This is a genomic window from Aeromicrobium sp. Leaf272, assembly GCF_001422865.1.
GTDB lineage: Bacteria > Actinomycetota > Actinomycetes > Propionibacteriales > Nocardioidaceae > Aeromicrobium.
Genome location: NZ_LMMY01000014.1, coordinates 302,058 through 317,595 on the forward strand (window position 1 = coordinate 302,058; position 15,538 = coordinate 317,595).

The window sequence follows — 15,538 nt, forward strand, 5'->3', positions numbered from 1 at the left end:
TGGCCTGACTCAGGCGGCGGGCAGCAGCTCGGGCCACTGCTCGACGGGCAACGGGTCGGGGTCGTGGCGATAGACGTGTCCGGTGCGGGTGGTCCACTCCCAGGATCGTCCGCGACGTCTGAGTCGGTACAGGCCGGCGGTCTTGAGTCGATGGGCCCGGCGGTGGATCGGGCCGAGGTTCGTGCCGCGCGTGGGTGCGGGCCAGGCGTCGGTGTGGTCGATGTCGCTGCGTGAGGCGGGGACGTCGGAGGTCGGGAAGCTCGTCGTGCCGTCGCGGAACCACAGGGCGGTACGGATCTTCTCCGGTGCGAACCGGCCGAGGTGGGTGGCGTCGAGCAGATGCCCGTGGTCGTCGGTGAGCAGCCTGTAGAAGACCGTGCCGGGCTCCACGGCCTTCTCGCGGACGAGCGCCGCAGGCACGGAGGCCGAGTGGTCTGCCAGCTCGCCGGGGGCATCGGAGAGGCCCATGAGCGAGGTGACCGGGACGGTGATGCCGATGACCGTGCTCACGCCGCCGCGGTCGGAGCCGGCGGACTCCGCCTCCGGGTCCGGCGAGCCGAGCAGCAGCCCGGTGAACAGGTCGGCGCAGCGCTGGTCGTGGGTGCGGGGATCGGCGCTCATGCCACGGGCCTCGGTGTCGAGGCGTTGGAGGGCGGCGTGTCCGTCGACCTCGGGCACCAGGGCGGAGAGCCAGGCCATGCCGTCCCCGGCCGGGCTGAGCCGCACGTGGCGGTCGGCGCGCGCACGACGGTGCCGCTCCCGAGCGGCGTCGGCCTCGAGTCGCTCGACCTGGCGGGAGAGCCAGCGTCGCGTCTGGGGCACCGTGTGGTCGGCCGCGTACCGGGCGATGCGCTCGTCGAGGACGGCAGGGGAGTCCGGCTCGGTGAGCCGCTGCAGCTGGACGTCGACGATGCCTACGTGGTGCTGGCTGACGGACCCGCCCAGGAACGCCTTCCACACCGCGGGCAGGCGGCCTCGGACCCGTCGGGCCATGGCCAGGCGGGCGACCACGGTGCCGGGTGCGACTCCCAGGGCGAGCGAGAGGTCGTGCGCCGCTGCCTGGGCGGCCGTGCGTGCGGCGGACCGCGAGTACTGCTCGCCCTCGGCCCGCGCGGACTCCACGTAGTCGAGCATGTCGACCAGCTGCTCGGCCTCGAGCACGTGGAGGGCTCGCCGACGCACCGTCACCCGGTCGACCGTCTCCGCGCCGGCCGTGCGGAAGGGCACGTCCAGCTCGGTGTCGTCGAAGGTGAAGTCCAGCTCGTCCATGTCCTCGACCCTAGAAGCGCCTTCCGACACCGTGCTCGAAAGGTCGGGGCCGCTGACGGTCGCACCGCGTGGTCACCGCTCGAGCAGCACCTCGACCGCGTGGTACATCCACGGCACCGCGATGAAGACGGTCGGGACGACCAGCACCACCGCCGAGATCGCGATCGACGCGATGGCCGACGCTCGGCGTGCCCGGGTCGGGGCCGGGTCGCGCAGTCGCTCGAGGCGCAGGAGCGCGTCGCTGCTCGCGCCGAGGGCGCCGGCCGGGGTGGGGCCTCCGGCGAGGGCGACGATCGCGCGGGCGAGAGGTGGGTCGCCCGTGACCTTGCGCGCCGCGTCGTCGGCCATGAGCTCGACCATCACCTGGCTCTGACGCAGGGGAGCGTCGGTGCGCAGGGGTCGGGGGAACGCGCGGTGCAGCACGCCGAAGGCCTCGAGTACGAGGTCGTGACGGGTGCGCACGTGCGAGCGCTCGTGCTCGAGCACGGCCTGGAGGGCGTCGTCGTCGAGGGACTCCACGGCCCCGCTGGAGATCACGACGCGGGCGTCGCGCAGGCGAGGGATGCAGTAGGCCACGGGTGTCTGCTCGGTCAGGACCCGCACGGCGGGGAGTGCGCCGTGGGGCTCGCCGAGGAGGTCCACCAGCGCGCGGTGGCGGGCGCGCCGGGTCGACGTCTCGCGCCAGACCTGCCAGGCCGCCCACCAGAAGCGCGCCCACACCAGGACGCCGATGCCCATGAGCGTCGCGTGGAGGGCGATCCGCCACCAGGTCGGCTCGTCGTCGGTGACGAGCCACAGCGCCGTGGAGAGCGCGGCCCCCGAGATGGCGAGCACGGCGGCGAGCGCCAACGACTGCCAGAGCACGATCCCTGCGGCCGGCGCGAGTCGCGGCCACGCGGCGCGCGACAGGAGGGCGGGCACCGGCAGGGCGAGCGCGAGGCCGATCGCGCCGAGGAGCAGCGGAGTCATGGTCGCGGGGTCATGGAGGCGGGCTCAGGGTCGCGGGTGCACGGTCAGCGGCCCGCGTCGATCTCGTCGAGCGCGGCCCGTAGCGCCGCGGCCTCCGCGGGGTCGACGGTGCGCGCGAAGTGGAGCAGGGCCGCGGTGCGGTCGCCGGAGCTGTCGAGCGTGGCGTTCAGCGCCTCGGCCGTGGCCGCCTCGCGGGAGAGGGCCGCCGTGTAGCGGAAGGCGCGCCCGTCGCGCTCGCGGCTCACCATCTCCTTGGCGCCGAGCCGGTCGAGCACGGTCATCACGGTCGTGTAGGCGAGGTCGTGCGTGCCCGACGCCTCCAGTCCGTCCTGCACCTCGCGGACGGTGAGGGGAGACGCGGTGCCCCACAGCACGTCCATGACGGAGCGCTCGAGGGATCCGAGGGAGCGTGCGGACTGCGGCATGTGACCTAATCTACTACGTCCGGTAGGAGTTGAGGTTGCCGGTGACCGCCCTGAAGTCCTACGCTCGGTAGTAGTTACTACGAGACGTAGTAGACCGGGGAGCGGAGGCGACCATGGAAGCGCTCGACATCGCACGGTGGCAGTTCGGCATCACGACCGTCTACCACTTCTTCTTCGTGCCGATCACCATCGGGCTCATCTTCCTGGTGGCCATGCTGCAGACCGCGTGGCACCGCACCGGCGACGAGAAGTACCTCAGGCTCACTCGGTTCTACGGCAAGCTCTTCCTCATCAACTTCGCGATGGGCATCGCGACCGGGATCGTCCAGGAGTTCCAGTTCGGCATGAACTGGAGCGACTACTCCCGCTTCGTCGGCGACATCTTCGGTGCCCCACTCGCCATCGAAGGACTGCTCGCCTTCTTCCTGGAGTCCACGTTCCTCGGCCTCTGGATCTTCGGCTGGGACCGGCTCAAGCCAGGGCTACACCTGGCCTGCCTGTGGCTCGCCGCGATCGGCACCGTGCTGTCGGCCTACTTCATCCTCGCGGCGAACTCGTTCATGCAGAACCCCGTCGGCTTCCGGATGAACGAGGAGGTCGGTCGCGCCGAGCTCACCGACTTCTGGGCCGTGATGACCAACAAGGTCGTGCTCGTCACCTTCCCGCACACGATCTTCGCGTGCTTCATGGTCGGCGGTGCCTTCGTGGCCGGCATCGCCCTCTGGCAGATGTTCCGCAAGGATCGCGAGGACGAGCGCGAGACCTGGCGCACCGCCCTGCGGCTCGGCGCCGTGGTGCTCCTCTTCTCCGGTGCCGGCACCATGATCTCCGGCGACTTCCAGGGCAAGGTCATGACCGAGGTCCAGCCCATGAAGATGGCTGCCGCCGAGGGCCTCTACGAGGACGAGGCGCCCGCCTCCTTCTCGCTGCTCACCGTCGGCACCCTCGACGGCAGCGAGCCCGTGCTCGAGCTCAAGCTCCCGCACCTGCTGTCCTACCTCGGCACCGGCACGTGGAACGGGGAGATCCGCGGCATCAACTCCCTGCAGGCGGAGTACGAGGAGCTCTACGGCCCCGGCGACTACTCGCCGAACATCCCGGTGACCTACTGGACCTTCAGAGCGATGATCACCTCCGGTGGCCTCGCCATGGTCGGCGGTGCCTGGATGCTCTGGGCCACCCGTCGACGCCGCATGCCCAGCGTCGGGACGACCGAGGGCCGATGGCTCCTGCGCACCGCCGTGGTCCTGCCGTTCCTGCCGCTGCTCGCCAACTCCTTCGGCTGGATCTTCACGGAGATGGGCCGCCAGCCGTGGGTGGTCTTCGGCCTCATGCCGACGTCGGCCGGGGTCTCGCCCGGCACCACCACGGCCGAGGTGCTCACGACGCTCATCGGCTTCACCGCCCTGTACGGAGCCCTGGCCGTCGTCGAGGTCAAGCTCCTGCTCACCTACATCCGCAAGGGCCTGCCCGACGCAGACCCGCCCCAGCACGTCGACGACCCGGACGCGCCGCTCGCGTTCGCCTACTGACCACCAGGACCCGGAGGAGACGACCATGGAGCTCACCACCGTCTGGTTCGTGCTCATCGCCGTGCTGTGGATCGGCTACCTCGTGCTCGAGGGGTTCGACTTCGGCGTCGGCATGCTCACCGCCGTGCTCGCTCGTGACGAGAAGGAGCGCCGCGTCCTGCTGAACACCATCGGTCCGGTGTGGGACGGCAACGAGGTGTGGCTGCTGGTCGCCGGTGGCGCGACCTTCGCGGCGTTCCCCGAGTGGTACGCCACCTTGTTCAGCGGCTTCTACCTGCCGCTGTTCCTCATCCTCGTCGCGCTCATCCTGCGCATCGTGGCCCTCGAGTACCGCAGCAAGCGGCCCGCGATGATCTGGAAGCGTCGCTGCGACGTCGGCATCCTCATCGGGTCCGTCGTGCCGGCGCTGCTGTGGGGCGTGGCCCTCGCCAACATCGTGCGCGGCGTGCCCATCGACGCCGACAAGGAGTTCGTCGGCTCCTTCTTCGACCTGCTCAACCCGTACGCGCTGCTCGGCGGGCTGGTGACCCTCACGGTCTTCCTGGTCCACGGCGCGGTCTTCGTCGGCCTCAAGACCGTCGGCGACATCCGCGACCGCGCCCGGCTGCTCGCCCTGCGCGTCGGCGTGGTCGCCGCGGCGCTGGCCGTCGTGTTCATCGTCTGGACGGCCGCCCGCGACGGCGACCTCGCGGTCTGGATCGCCGGTGGCGTGGCTGCCCTGGCCTTCGTCGCGGCCCTGGCCGCCACGTCGGCGCGGCGCGAGGGGTGGGCGTTCATCGGCACGGCGCTGTCGATCGCGGCGGTCACGGTCATGCTCTTCACGGCGCTCTTCCCCGACGTCATGCCGTCGTCGCTCGACCCCGCGTGGAACCTCACCACCACCAACGCGTCGTCGACGCCGTACACGCTCAGGATCATGACCTGGGTGGCGGCGGCCTTCACGCCGATCGTCATCGGCTACCAGGCGTGGTCGTACTGGGTGTTCCGCCGTCGCATCGGCACGCACCACATCCCTGACGACGTGCTCGCACCCACGCCTGACCTCGAGCCCAGCCGGGAGCGCTGAGCGGCCGTGGGTCCCGTCGATCCCCGCCTCCTGCGCCGGTCGCGGCCGGCGCGGCGCTTCCTCGTCGCCACCGTCGTGCTCGGGTCCGTCGCCGCCGTCGCGGTGGTGGCCCAGGCCTGGCTGGTCTCCGACGTCGTGGTCGGTCTCGTCGAGGGCGAGTCGACCCGTGCGATCGCCGCCGGGGCCGCTCTGCTCGCCGCGGTCGTGGCCGCGCGCGGCGTGCTCGCCTGGGCGCAGGCCGCGGCCGGCACCCGCGCCGCCGCCTCCGTGAAGGCCGGGCTCCGGCACGACCTCGTCGAGGCCGTGCTCGACCAGCGTCGGGTGGGCGCCGCGCCGTCGAGCGCGCGCGTCGCCACGTTGCTCGAGACCGGGCTCGACGCGCTCGACGGCTACGTGGCGCGCTTCCTGCCCCAGGTGGTGCTCACGGCCGTCGTGCCCGTGGCCGTGCTCCTGACGCTCGCGGTGGTCGACCCCCTCTCGGCGCTCATCGTCGTGCTCACGCTCCCGCTCGTGGTCACGTTCCTGGTGCTCGTGGGCCTCGTGACGCGCGACCGGCTCGACCACCGGTGGGGTGAGCTGCAGCGTCTCGGGCGGCACTTCTCCGACGTGCTCGCCGGCCTGACGGTGCTGACCGGGTTCGGTCGCGACTCGGCCCGTGGGCTGCGCGACGTGGGGGAGCGGCACCGTCGAGCCACGATGGAGTCGCTGCGCACCGCGTTCCTGTCCTCACTCGTCCTCGAGCTGTTCAGCACCCTGTCGGTGGCTCTCGTCGCCGTCGCCGCCGGGCTGCGACTCGTCGGCGGGGGGCTCGACCTGGGGACCGGTCTGCTGGTCATCGTCCTCGCTCCCGAGGCCTACCTCCCGCTGCGCCGGCTCGGCACCCAGTTCCACGACAGCACCCAGGGGCTGGCCGCGGCCGACGAGGCGCTCACGCTGCTCGACGGCCCCCAGCCCGACCGGGCGACCGGCCACTTCGTGGTGGACGGTCCGGCGCCGGTCACGGTGCAGGCCCTCGAGGTCGTCCATCCCGGACGTGAGCAACCGGCCCTCGTGCTGCCGGCCTTCACCCTCCTGCCCGGCGACTTCGTCGCGGTCACCGGACCGTCCGGTTCCGGCAAGTCGACGCTGCTGTCGGTGCTGCTGGGCTTCGCCGCTCCCACCGCCGGGGCCGTGCGGGTGGGGCGGCACCGGCTCGACGAGCTCGACCCCGAGGCGTGGCGCCGTCGTGTCGCCTGGGTCCCGCAGGACCCCCACCTGCTCGCCGGCAGCGTCGCCGACAACGTCCGGCTCGGTGACCCCGACGCCGACGACGCGCAGGTGCGCGCGGCCCTCGACGACGCGGGCGCCGACGACCTTCCCGCCGAGCGCCACGTGGGGGAGCAGGGACAGTCCCTGTCCGCCGGTGAGCGGCGTCGCGTGGCGGTGGCCCGGGCCCTGCTGCGCATCCGGGCGGGCGACGCGTGGCTCCTACTCATGGACGAGCCGACCGCGGGCCTCGACGCCCACCGAGAGAGCACCGTGCTCGGCACGCTCTGCCGGCTCCAGGAGACCGGCGACGTCACCGTCGTCGTGGTCGCGCACCGCGCCGAGACCGTGGCCGCCGCCTCGCGCGAGCTGCGGGTCACCGTGGCGAGCGCCGAGTCCGCGACGGTGGTCCCCTCGTGAACGTGGTGCGCAGGCTCATCGCCTCGCCCCGGGGGCACCTGGGTCTCGGGGCGAGCCTCGGTGTGGCGGCACAGCTGAGCTCCCTCGGCCTGCTGCTCACCTCCGGGTGGCTCGTGGTGCGGGCCGCCGAGCAGCCGCCGGTCCTCTACCTCATCGTCGCCATCACGTCGGTGCGCATGTTCGGCGTGGCCCGGGCGGCGCTGCGCTACGCCGAGCGGCTCCTCACGCACGACGCTGCCCTCGCCCGCGGGATCGACGACCGGGTGCAGGCCTACCGTGCCCTGGCACGCACGATGCCCGCCGCCGGTGCGATGCGCCGAGGCGACGTCGTGCGCACCGTCGTCTCCGACGTCGAGACCGTGCAGGACGGCCTGCTGCGCCTGCGGCTGCCGTGGATCTCGGCCGTGGTGGCATCGGCGGTGACCGTGGGGGTGGTGTCCGTCGTCCTCCCGGCCGCCGGGCTGGCGCTGGCTCTGTACGCCGGTGGGGTGCTGCTCGTCGCGCGGGTCCTCGTCCCTCGGCTCGCCGACGGCGGCACGGGGTCGGGGTCGGGGTCGGACGCAGCGACGTCGGTGGCCGGGAACGTCACCGAGCTGGTGCTGGCCGCACCGGACCTGGTCGCCTACGGGTCCGCGCGGGGACGCGACGCCACCGTGCACGCGGCGGTCGACGCGCTCGCCCTGCAGGACCGTCGACGTGCCTGGGCCGGTGGTGTGGGCTCGCTGGTGGTGCTGCTCGGCGGCGCTGCGTGCGTTCTCGCCACGGCGCTGGTCACGGCCGACGCCGGCCTCGCCGGACCCCTCGTCGGCGTGCTGGTGCTCGCACCCATCGGGCTGGTCGACGTGCTCGACGCCGTGGCCGAGGCCGAGCGCCTCCGCCCGCGCGTCGCCGCCGCTCGCGCACGCCTCGCCGCGCTCGAGGGCGCCACGGACCCGATGCCGGCTCCCGTCGCGGACGCGGCGCCCGTGGGCTTCGACCTCGAGCTGCAGGACGTGACGCTCGGCTGGGACCGTGACCTCGTCCGCGGGGTCACGACCCACGTCGGGGAGGGCGGGGTGCTGGTGGTCACCGGACCGAGCGGGGTCGGCAAGAGCACGCTCGCGGCCACGCTCTCGCGCCTCGTCGAGCCTCGTGCCGGGACGGTGCGTCTGGGCGGTGCGGACCTGCTCGACCTCACGCGGGAGCAGGTGCGCGGCGTCGTCGGCTGGATGCAGCAGGACGCCGTGCTGTTCGACACGACCATGCGCGAGAACCTGCGCGTCGCCGACCCCGCCGCCGGCGACGACCTCGTCTGGCGCACCCTCGGTAGGGTGCGGCTCGCCGACACCGTCGCGTCCTGGCCCGACGGTCTCGACACCGTCCTCGGTGAGGGCGGGGCCGTGCTCTCGGGCGGCGAGCGCCAGCGCATCGCCCTCGCCCGCATGCTCCTCGCCGGGCACCGGGTCCTCGTGCTCGACGAGCCCACCGAGCACCTCGACGCGCCCACCGCCCGGGCCCTGCTCGACGACGTCGACGCCCTCGCTCCCGAGCACACCCTCGTGATCGTGTCCCACGCCCCGGAGGTCGTCGCCCGGTACGACCACCGGCTCGACCTCGGCGCGTCGCTCGCGCCGGTGGGGGGCGCCTCTAGGGTGGGTGGGTGACCACCGAGCTCCTCGTCGCCCTCATCGCCGTCGCCGTCGTCGTCCTCGGCGGTGGTGCCGCCCTCCTCGTCCGCCGCGGACGTTCCGAGCTGCCGCCACCGCGCGACCTCGACGCGATCACCGAGGAGGTCATCGACCACCCGGAGCACCCGGAGCCGCACCTGCCGTCCGAGGACGAGGAGCCGCCGTTCGAGGAGGTGCCCGCCGACGAGAAGGCATCGGCGTCCCCGACCACCACGGTCGAGCGTCCCGAGCCCGCGCAGGGTCGGCTCGTGCGGCTGCGCGCACGGCTCGCCCGCTCCAACAGCTCGCTCGGGCGCGGACTGCTCTCGGTGCTCGGCCGGGCCGACCTCGACGACGCCGCCTGGGAGGAGCTCGAGGACACGCTGCTGGCCGCCGACGTGGGCGTGGGCCCGACCACCGAGCTCGTGGACCGTCTGCGCACCCGCGTCCGCGTGGAGGGCATCACCGACCCCGAGGGCGCTCGCACCGCGCTGCGCGAGGAGCTCATCGCCCTCGTCGACCCGTCCCTCGACCGTGCCGTCGCCACCACGGGTGCCGACGGCAAGCCCGGCGTCGTGCTCGTGGTCGGCGTCAACGGCACCGGGAAGACCACCACCGTCGGGCGGCTCGCGCGCGTGCTCGTGGCCGAGGACCGCACCGTGGTGCTGGGCGCCGCCGACACCTTCCGTGCCGCCGCCGCCGACCAGCTGAGCACGTGGGGCCAGCGGGTCGGGGTCGAGGTCGTGCGTGGCCCTGAGGGCGGCGACCCGGCCAGCGTCGGCTTCGACACCGTCAAGCGTGGCATCGAGCTCGGCGCCGACGTCGTGGTCATCGACACCGCGGGGCGTCTGCACACCAAGTCCGGTCTCATGGACGAGCTCGGCAAGGTCAAGCGCGTGGCCGAGAAGCAGGCGCCGGTCACCGAGGTGCTGCTCGTCATCGATGCCACCACCGGCCAGAACGGCCTGCGTCAGGCCCAGGTGTTCGGCGAGGTCGTCGACGTCACCGGCGTGGTCCTCACCAAGCTCGACGGCACGGCCAAGGGCGGCATCGTCGTGGCCGTCCAGCGCGAGCTCGGCGTCCCGGTCAAGTTCGTCGGTCTCGGCGAGGGTGCCGACGACCTCGCCCCGTTCGACGCCGCCGAGTTCGTCGACGCCCTGCTCGGCTGATCGGGTAACACGCCCGTAACGTGACCGCCGATCTCGTGACCTGAGCGAAACGTGGCGCTGCCGTGGAGGTAATCGGGGCGTTCCACAGTGTGACGCAGGCGCTGCCGCACGGCGTGCCGTCCCACCACGTCACCCCTCAGCCACTCGGAGGTTCCATGGATACCGGCGACACCGCCTGGATCTTGGCCAGCTCGGCGCTGGTCCTGCTCATGACACCCGGACTCGCCTTCTTCTACGGCGGCATGACCCGGGCCAAGAGCGTGCTCAACATGATGATGATGAGCTTCGCCGCTCTCGCGATCGTCCCCGTCCTGTGGGTGCTCTACGGCTACTCGTTCGCGTTCAGCCCCGGAGGCAACGGCTGGCTGGGCGGGTTCGACCGCCTGGGCTTCACCAACATCGGCGTCGAGACCGCCTACGGCACCATCCCCGAGTTCGTCTTCGCCGGCTTCCAGCTCATGTTCGCGATCATCACGGTCGCCCTGATCAGCGGTGCGATCGCCGACCGCGCCAAGTTCTCCGGCTGGGTCGTCTTCGTGGTCGTGTGGGTCACGATCGTCTACTTCCCGGTCGCGCACTGGGTCTTCGACTTCGGTGACGACGGCGGCTGGATCGCCACGCAGCTGGAGGCGGTGGACTTCGCGGGCGGCACCGCCGTGCACATCAACGCCGGTGCGGCCGGACTCGCACTGGCCCTCGTCCTCGGCAAGCGCACCGGCTGGAAGCGGGACCCGATGCGTCCGCACAACCTGCCGTTCGTGCTCCTCGGCGCCGGCCTGCTGTGGTTCGGCTGGTTCGGCTTCAACGCCGGCTCCGCCGTCGGTGCCAACGGCCTGGCCGGTCTCGCCTTCGTGAACACCGCCGTGGCCACGGGCGCGGCGATCGCCGGGTGGCTCGCCTACGAGCTCGTCAAGGAGAAGAAGGGCACCAGCCTCGGTGCCGCGTCCGGCGCGGTCGCCGGTCTCGTGGCCATCACGCCGGCCGCGGGCGCGCTGTCGCCGTTCGGCTCCATCGTGCTCGGCCTGATCGCCGGCATCGCCTGTGCGGCCGCCGTGAGCCTCAAGTGGAAGCTCGGGATCGACGACTCGCTCGACGTCGTCGGCGTGCACCTCGTCGGTGGCCTCATCGGCACGGTCCTCATCGGCTTCCTGGCCACCACCTCCACCGGAGGCGGTGCGCCGGTCGACGGACTCTTCTACGGCGGCGACGCCGCGCTGCTCGGCAAGCAGGTCCTCGCAGCGGTCGTCGTCCTGGTCTTCTCGTTCGTGCTCACCTACATCATCGGTAAGTTGATCGACGTGACCATCGGCTTCCGGATCGACCCGGACGACGAGGTCGCCGGCATCGACCAGGTCGAGCACCTCGAGTCCGCGTACGACTACACCGGTGGATCCGGTGGTTCGCCCTTCAAGACGGGAGTCTGAGATGAAGCTCGTGACCGCGGTCATCAAGCCGCACAAGTGGGAAGAGGTCCGCGAGGCCCTCGCCGCCGCCGGCGTCGCCGGCATGACCGTCACCGAGGCCAGCGGCTACGGCCAGCAGAAGGGCCACACCGAGGTCTATCGTGGCGCCGAGTACGACGTGACGCTCGTGCCGAAGATCCGGCTCGAGGTCGTGGTCGACGCGGCCGACGTCGAGAGCGTGGTCAGCACGATCACCGGTGCCGCGCAGACCGGCAAGATCGGCGACGGCAAGGTCTGGGTCGTCCCGGTCGACTCGGTGGTGCGGGTCCGCACCGGCGAGACCGACGAGGCCGCGCTCTGACCCAGTGCTCTGACCCGGGGCCCGCATCGGTGCGCACGCAGCCCCCGACCCGCCCGGTCGGGGGCTGCGTCGTGCCGCCCGCCGAGGCGGGGAGACTGATCCCGTGAGCCACCCCCCGAGCACGGCGACGCAGCGGCGACGTCGGGCCGACGACGCAGACCGGCTGCTCGCCGACGTCTTCGCTACGGCTGTCGGTCCCGACCCCTCCGGTCTCGCCGCGGTGGCGGTGGGCGGGTACGGCCGGCGCGAGCTGTCGCCGTCGAGCGACCTCGACGTCGTGCTGCTCCACGACCCGGCGGTGCCGGAGAGTCGCGTGCGCGAGGTGGCCGAGGCGCTCTGGTACCCGCTGTGGGACGCGAAGATCCCGCTGGACCACTCCGTGCGCGACGCCGAGCAGATGCGGGCCACGGCCCGCGACGACCACCGCGCCGCGATGGGGATGCTCGACGCCCGCGCCGTCGCCGGCGACGCGGGCCTGGTGCTGGGCCTGCGGTCCCACGTGCTGGCCGACTGGCGACGCGAGGCGCGCACGCGCGTGGAGGAGGTCCGCGCAGGCCGGGAGCAGCGGATCGAGCGATCCGGGTGGCTGGCCTACGCCGCCGTCCCCGACCTCAAGGAGTCAGGTGGGGGACTGCGCGACGGCGTCGACCTGCGGGCGCTCGTGGCCACCTGGCTCGTCGACGTGCCGCACGCCGAGGTCGAGGAGCTGAGGTCGGCGCTGCTGGACGTGCGCGACGCCATGCACGCCACCACCGGCCGTCGGACCGATCGGCTGGTGGTCGACGACGTGCCCGCCGTCGCCACGTCCGTGGGCATGGACCCCGAGGCGCTCGACCTGCACGTGCGTCACCTCGGGCGGCGCATCGCGCACGTGGCCGACGTGACGTGGCGTCGGCTCGACGGCGTGCTCGTGCCGCGCACCAGTCCTCGGCCGCGCTCCGGCGTCCGTCGTGCCGGGCCCGCCGTCGTCCAGGTCGACACCGGTGTGGGCTGGCTCGGCGACGAGATCGTGCTCACGGCGGACGCCGCGCCCCGCACCGACCCGGTGGTCGCCCTCAGGGCCGCCGCTGCGGCCGCCAAGGCCGGGCTGCCGCTCGGCGCCGGCACGGCCCAGCGCCTCGCCCGTGACCTCGGCGACCTTCCGGAGCCGTGGCCGGCGCCCGCGACGCGCTCGCTCGTCGACCTGCTCACGGCCGGGCGCGGGCTGGTGCAGGTGTGGGAGGAGCTCGACATCGCCGGCGTCGTCGACCGGTGGCTGCCCGAGTGGGCCGACGTGCGGCTGCGCGGCTCGAGCTCGCCGGTCCACCGCTTCACCGTCGACCGGCACAGCGTCGAGACGTGCGTCGTCGCCGCCGGACTGCGCCGCGACGTCGACCGCCCCGACCTGCTCGCGGTTGCCGCCCTGCTGCACGACATCGGCAAGGGCCGCCCGGGCGACCACAGCGAGGTGGGTGCCCCGATGGCCGAGCAGGTCGCCCTCCGGTGGGGCTTCACCGACGCGGACGCCGACGTGGTCGGACGACTCGTGCGTTGGCACCTGCTGCTGACCAACGTGGCGACCCGCCGCGACATCGAGGATCCGGCGACCGCGGCGAACGTGGCGGAGATCCTGGGCGACACCGCCTTCCTGGACCTGCTGCTCGGACTCACGCAGGCCGACGCCGGCTCCACCGGGCCCACGGCCTGGACGGCGTGGCGACGAGGCCTCGTGGAGGGGCTCGTGGCCAAGACCCGCGACCACCTGGCCGGCGCGGTGCCCGCGGTGGCCTCCGACGACTACGAGGGCTGGCCCGCCGACCTGGCCCTGCCCGAGCCCGAGGTGCTGGCCCGCACGGGCGACGGCGTCGTGGAGCTGACGGCCGAGGACCACCAGGGCGGGTCGCTCCTGACGGTGGTCACCGGGGACCGGCCGGGTGTCATGGCGCGCATCGCCGGCGGGCTCGCCCTGCAGGGCCTGGCCATCCGCTCCGTCCGCGTGGTCACGCAGGGGGATGCGGCCGTCTCGCTCTGGGAGGTCACCCGCGCGGGCGTGCTCGCCAGCGCGGTGCGGGAGCGCCTGGTCCCGGTGCTCGAGGGTGAGGTCGCCCTGGAGGACCGGATGACCCTCACCGCCGTCGAGGGGGTCGCCGCGCGGGTGCGGGTCCTGCCCGACTCGTCGGACTCCGCGACCCTGCTGGAGGTGCGCGCCGCCGACCGTCGCGGCCTGGTCTGGACGGTGTGCGACGCCATCGCCCGCAGTGGGTGCTCGATCCGCTCGGCGCACCTGTCCACCTACGGCGACGAGGCCCGAGACGTCTTCTACGTGGTCGACGCGACGGGGGACCCCCTGTCGGGGCCGGCGGCGCAGGAGCTGCGCGCCACCGTCGACGACGCCCTCGTGTGAGCGCCGGGCGGGACTGGGCTGCGTCGGTGCCGCGACCCGCTCGGTAGGCTGGCCGTCATGTTCGACACCCTGCAGGACCGCCTCCAGTCCGCGTTCAAGAACCTGCGCGGCAAGGGGCGTCTCACCGAGGCCGACATCGACGCCACGGCACGCGAGATCCGCCTCGCGCTGCTCGACGCCGACGTCGCCGTGCCCGTCGTGCGCGACTTCGTCGCCCGCGTCAAGGAGCGCGCGCTCGGTGCCGAGGTGTCCAAGGCGCTCAACCCCGCCCAGCAGGTCATCAAGATCGTCAACGAGGAGCTCGTCGGCATCCTCGGCGGTGAGACGCGCCGGATCCGGTTCGCCAAGAACCCGCCGACCGTCATCATGCTGGCCGGCCTCCAGGGCGCGGGCAAGACGACCCTGGCGGGCAAGCTGGGTCGCTGGCTGAAGGAGCAGGGCAACAGCCCGATGCTCGTGGCCTGCGACCTCCAGCGCCCCAACGCCGTCAACCAGCTGCAGGTCGTCGGCCAGCAGGCCGGCGTCACGGTGTACGCGCCGGAGGCGGGCAACACCGGGTCAGGTGACGGTGGAGCCGAGGGCACCCGCTCCTACGGCGACCCCGTCCAGGTCGCCCGCGACGCGGTGGCCGAGGCCCGACGCACGCTGCACGACGTGGTGGTCGTCGACACCGCCGGACGCCTCGGCATCGACGCCGACCTCATGCAGCAGGCACGCGACATCCGCGACGCCGTGCAGCCCGACGAGGTGCTGTTCGTCATCGACGCGATGATCGGCCAGGACGCCGTGCAGACCGCCGAGGCCTTCAACGAGGGCGTCGACGTCACCGGTGTGGTCCTGACCAAGCTCGACGGCGACGCCCGCGGTGGCGCAGCGCTCTCGGTGCGTCAGGTCACCGGTCGACCGATCATGTTCGCGTCGACGGGCGAGAAGCTCACCGACTTCGACGTGTTCCACCCCGACCGCATGGCCGGGCGCATCCTCGACATGGGCGACATGCTCTCGCTCATCGAGCAGGCCGAGAAGGTCTACGACGCCGAGCAGGCCGAGAAGGACGCCGAGCGCATGCTCGGCGGCACCTTCACGCTGCAGGACTTCCTCAAGCAGATGGAGGCCCTGTCGAAGATGGGGTCGATGACCAAGCTCATGGGCCTGCTGCCCGGCATGGGTCAGTTCAAGGACCAGCTGGCCGACTTCGACGACCGCGAGCTCGACAAGATCAAGGCGATCATCCTGTCGATGACGCCCAAGGAGCGCGACGACCCCAAGATCATCGACGGTTCGCGCCGCGCCCGGATCTCCAAGGGCTCGGGCACCACGGTCCAGGACGTCAACCAGCTCGTCACCCGTTTCTTCGACGCGCGCAAGATGATGCAGCAGATGGCCAAGGGCGGAGGCGTCCCCGGCATGGGTGGCGTCCCCGGGATGCCGGGCATGCCCGGCAAGCGTGCCGGTGCGCGTCAGAAGCCCCAGAACAAGGGCAAGAAGAAGGGCAAGCGCGTCTCCGGCAACCCCGCCAAGCGGGCCCAGGCCGCGCAGCCGAAGGACGCCCCCACGACCACCGGGGCCGACGCCTTCGGCTTCGGCAAGCAGGGCGGCGACCAGGACTTCGAGCTGCCGAAGGAGCTGCGGGACCTGCTGTAGGTCCAG

The 15,538-nt window shown here is 72.7% G+C and carries 12 protein-coding genes; 9 read left to right on the forward strand and 3 right to left on the reverse strand.

The window, feature by feature from the left end; all coding sequences use genetic code 11:
• Positions 1–9 precede the first annotated feature (9 nt).
• From ASF38_RS14325 to ASF38_RS14335, 3 genes are all read right to left on the reverse strand, one after another.
• Positions 10–1,269 carry an HNH endonuclease signature motif containing protein gene (locus ASF38_RS14325; protein ID WP_056576848.1) on the reverse strand — a complete coding sequence of 420 codons (1,260 nt, stop codon included), beginning with the start codon at positions 1,267–1,269 and terminating at the stop codon, positions 10–12.
• Between the two features lie 72 nt (positions 1,270–1,341).
• Complete coding sequence (locus tag ASF38_RS14330) at positions 1,342–2,238, reverse strand: M56 family metallopeptidase (protein WP_055967260.1); 897 nt, start codon at positions 2,236–2,238, stop codon at positions 1,342–1,344.
• Between the two features lie 44 nt (positions 2,239–2,282).
• Complete coding sequence (locus ASF38_RS14335) at positions 2,283–2,663, reverse strand: BlaI/MecI/CopY family transcriptional regulator (protein ID WP_056576851.1); 381 nt, start codon at positions 2,661–2,663, stop codon at positions 2,283–2,285.
• A 113-nt stretch (positions 2,664–2,776) separates the two neighbouring features.
• Here ASF38_RS14335 and ASF38_RS14340 point away from each other — a divergent pair, with 113 nt between their 5' ends.
• The 9 genes from ASF38_RS14340 to ffh all read left to right on the forward strand — a co-directional run bounded on the left by ASF38_RS14340 (position 2,777) and on the right by ffh (position 15,532).
• Positions 2,777–4,195 (forward strand): cytochrome ubiquinol oxidase subunit I, encoded by a 1,419-nt coding sequence (locus ASF38_RS14340; RefSeq protein WP_056576853.1) that lies wholly within the window; start codon positions 2,777–2,779, stop codon positions 4,193–4,195.
• Between the two features lie 25 nt (positions 4,196–4,220).
• Positions 4,221–5,261 (forward strand): cytochrome d ubiquinol oxidase subunit II, encoded by a 1,041-nt coding sequence (cydB, locus tag ASF38_RS14345; RefSeq protein ID WP_056576856.1) that lies wholly within the window; start codon positions 4,221–4,223, stop codon positions 5,259–5,261.
• A 6-nt stretch (positions 5,262–5,267) separates the two neighbouring features.
• Positions 5,268–6,926 carry a thiol reductant ABC exporter subunit CydD gene (gene cydD, locus ASF38_RS14350; protein ID WP_056576859.1) on the forward strand — a complete coding sequence of 553 codons (1,659 nt, stop codon included), beginning with the start codon at positions 5,268–5,270 and terminating at the stop codon, positions 6,924–6,926.
• Positions 6,927–6,928: 2 nt separating this feature from the next.
• Complete coding sequence (gene cydC / locus ASF38_RS14355) at positions 6,929–8,569, forward strand: thiol reductant ABC exporter subunit CydC (protein WP_162237359.1); 1,641 nt, start codon at positions 6,929–6,931, stop codon at positions 8,567–8,569.
• Entirely contained in the window at positions 8,566–9,741 is a 1,176-nt protein-coding gene (gene ftsY, locus ASF38_RS14360; protein WP_056554114.1) for a signal recognition particle-docking protein FtsY, read from the forward strand. Before cydC ends, ftsY begins: the two co-directional genes overlap by 4 nt.
• A gap of 155 nt (positions 9,742–9,896) precedes the next feature.
• A complete protein-coding gene (locus ASF38_RS14365) occupies positions 9,897–11,165 on the forward strand; it encodes an ammonium transporter (protein ID WP_082480779.1) in 1,269 nt (422 codons plus the stop codon).
• 1 nt (position 11,166) lies between these two features.
• Positions 11,167–11,505 carry a P-II family nitrogen regulator gene (locus ASF38_RS14370; protein WP_055967282.1) on the forward strand — a complete coding sequence of 113 codons (339 nt, stop codon included), beginning with the start codon at positions 11,167–11,169 and terminating at the stop codon, positions 11,503–11,505.
• A 103-nt stretch (positions 11,506–11,608) separates the two neighbouring features.
• Positions 11,609–13,888 carry a [protein-PII] uridylyltransferase gene (locus tag ASF38_RS14375; protein ID WP_056576864.1) on the forward strand — a complete coding sequence of 760 codons (2,280 nt, stop codon included), beginning with the start codon at positions 11,609–11,611 and terminating at the stop codon, positions 13,886–13,888.
• 57 nt (positions 13,889–13,945) lie between these two features.
• A complete protein-coding gene (gene ffh, locus ASF38_RS14380) occupies positions 13,946–15,532 on the forward strand; it encodes a signal recognition particle protein (RefSeq protein WP_055967288.1) in 1,587 nt (528 codons plus the stop codon).
• The last annotated feature ends 6 nt before the right edge of the window (positions 15,533–15,538 follow it).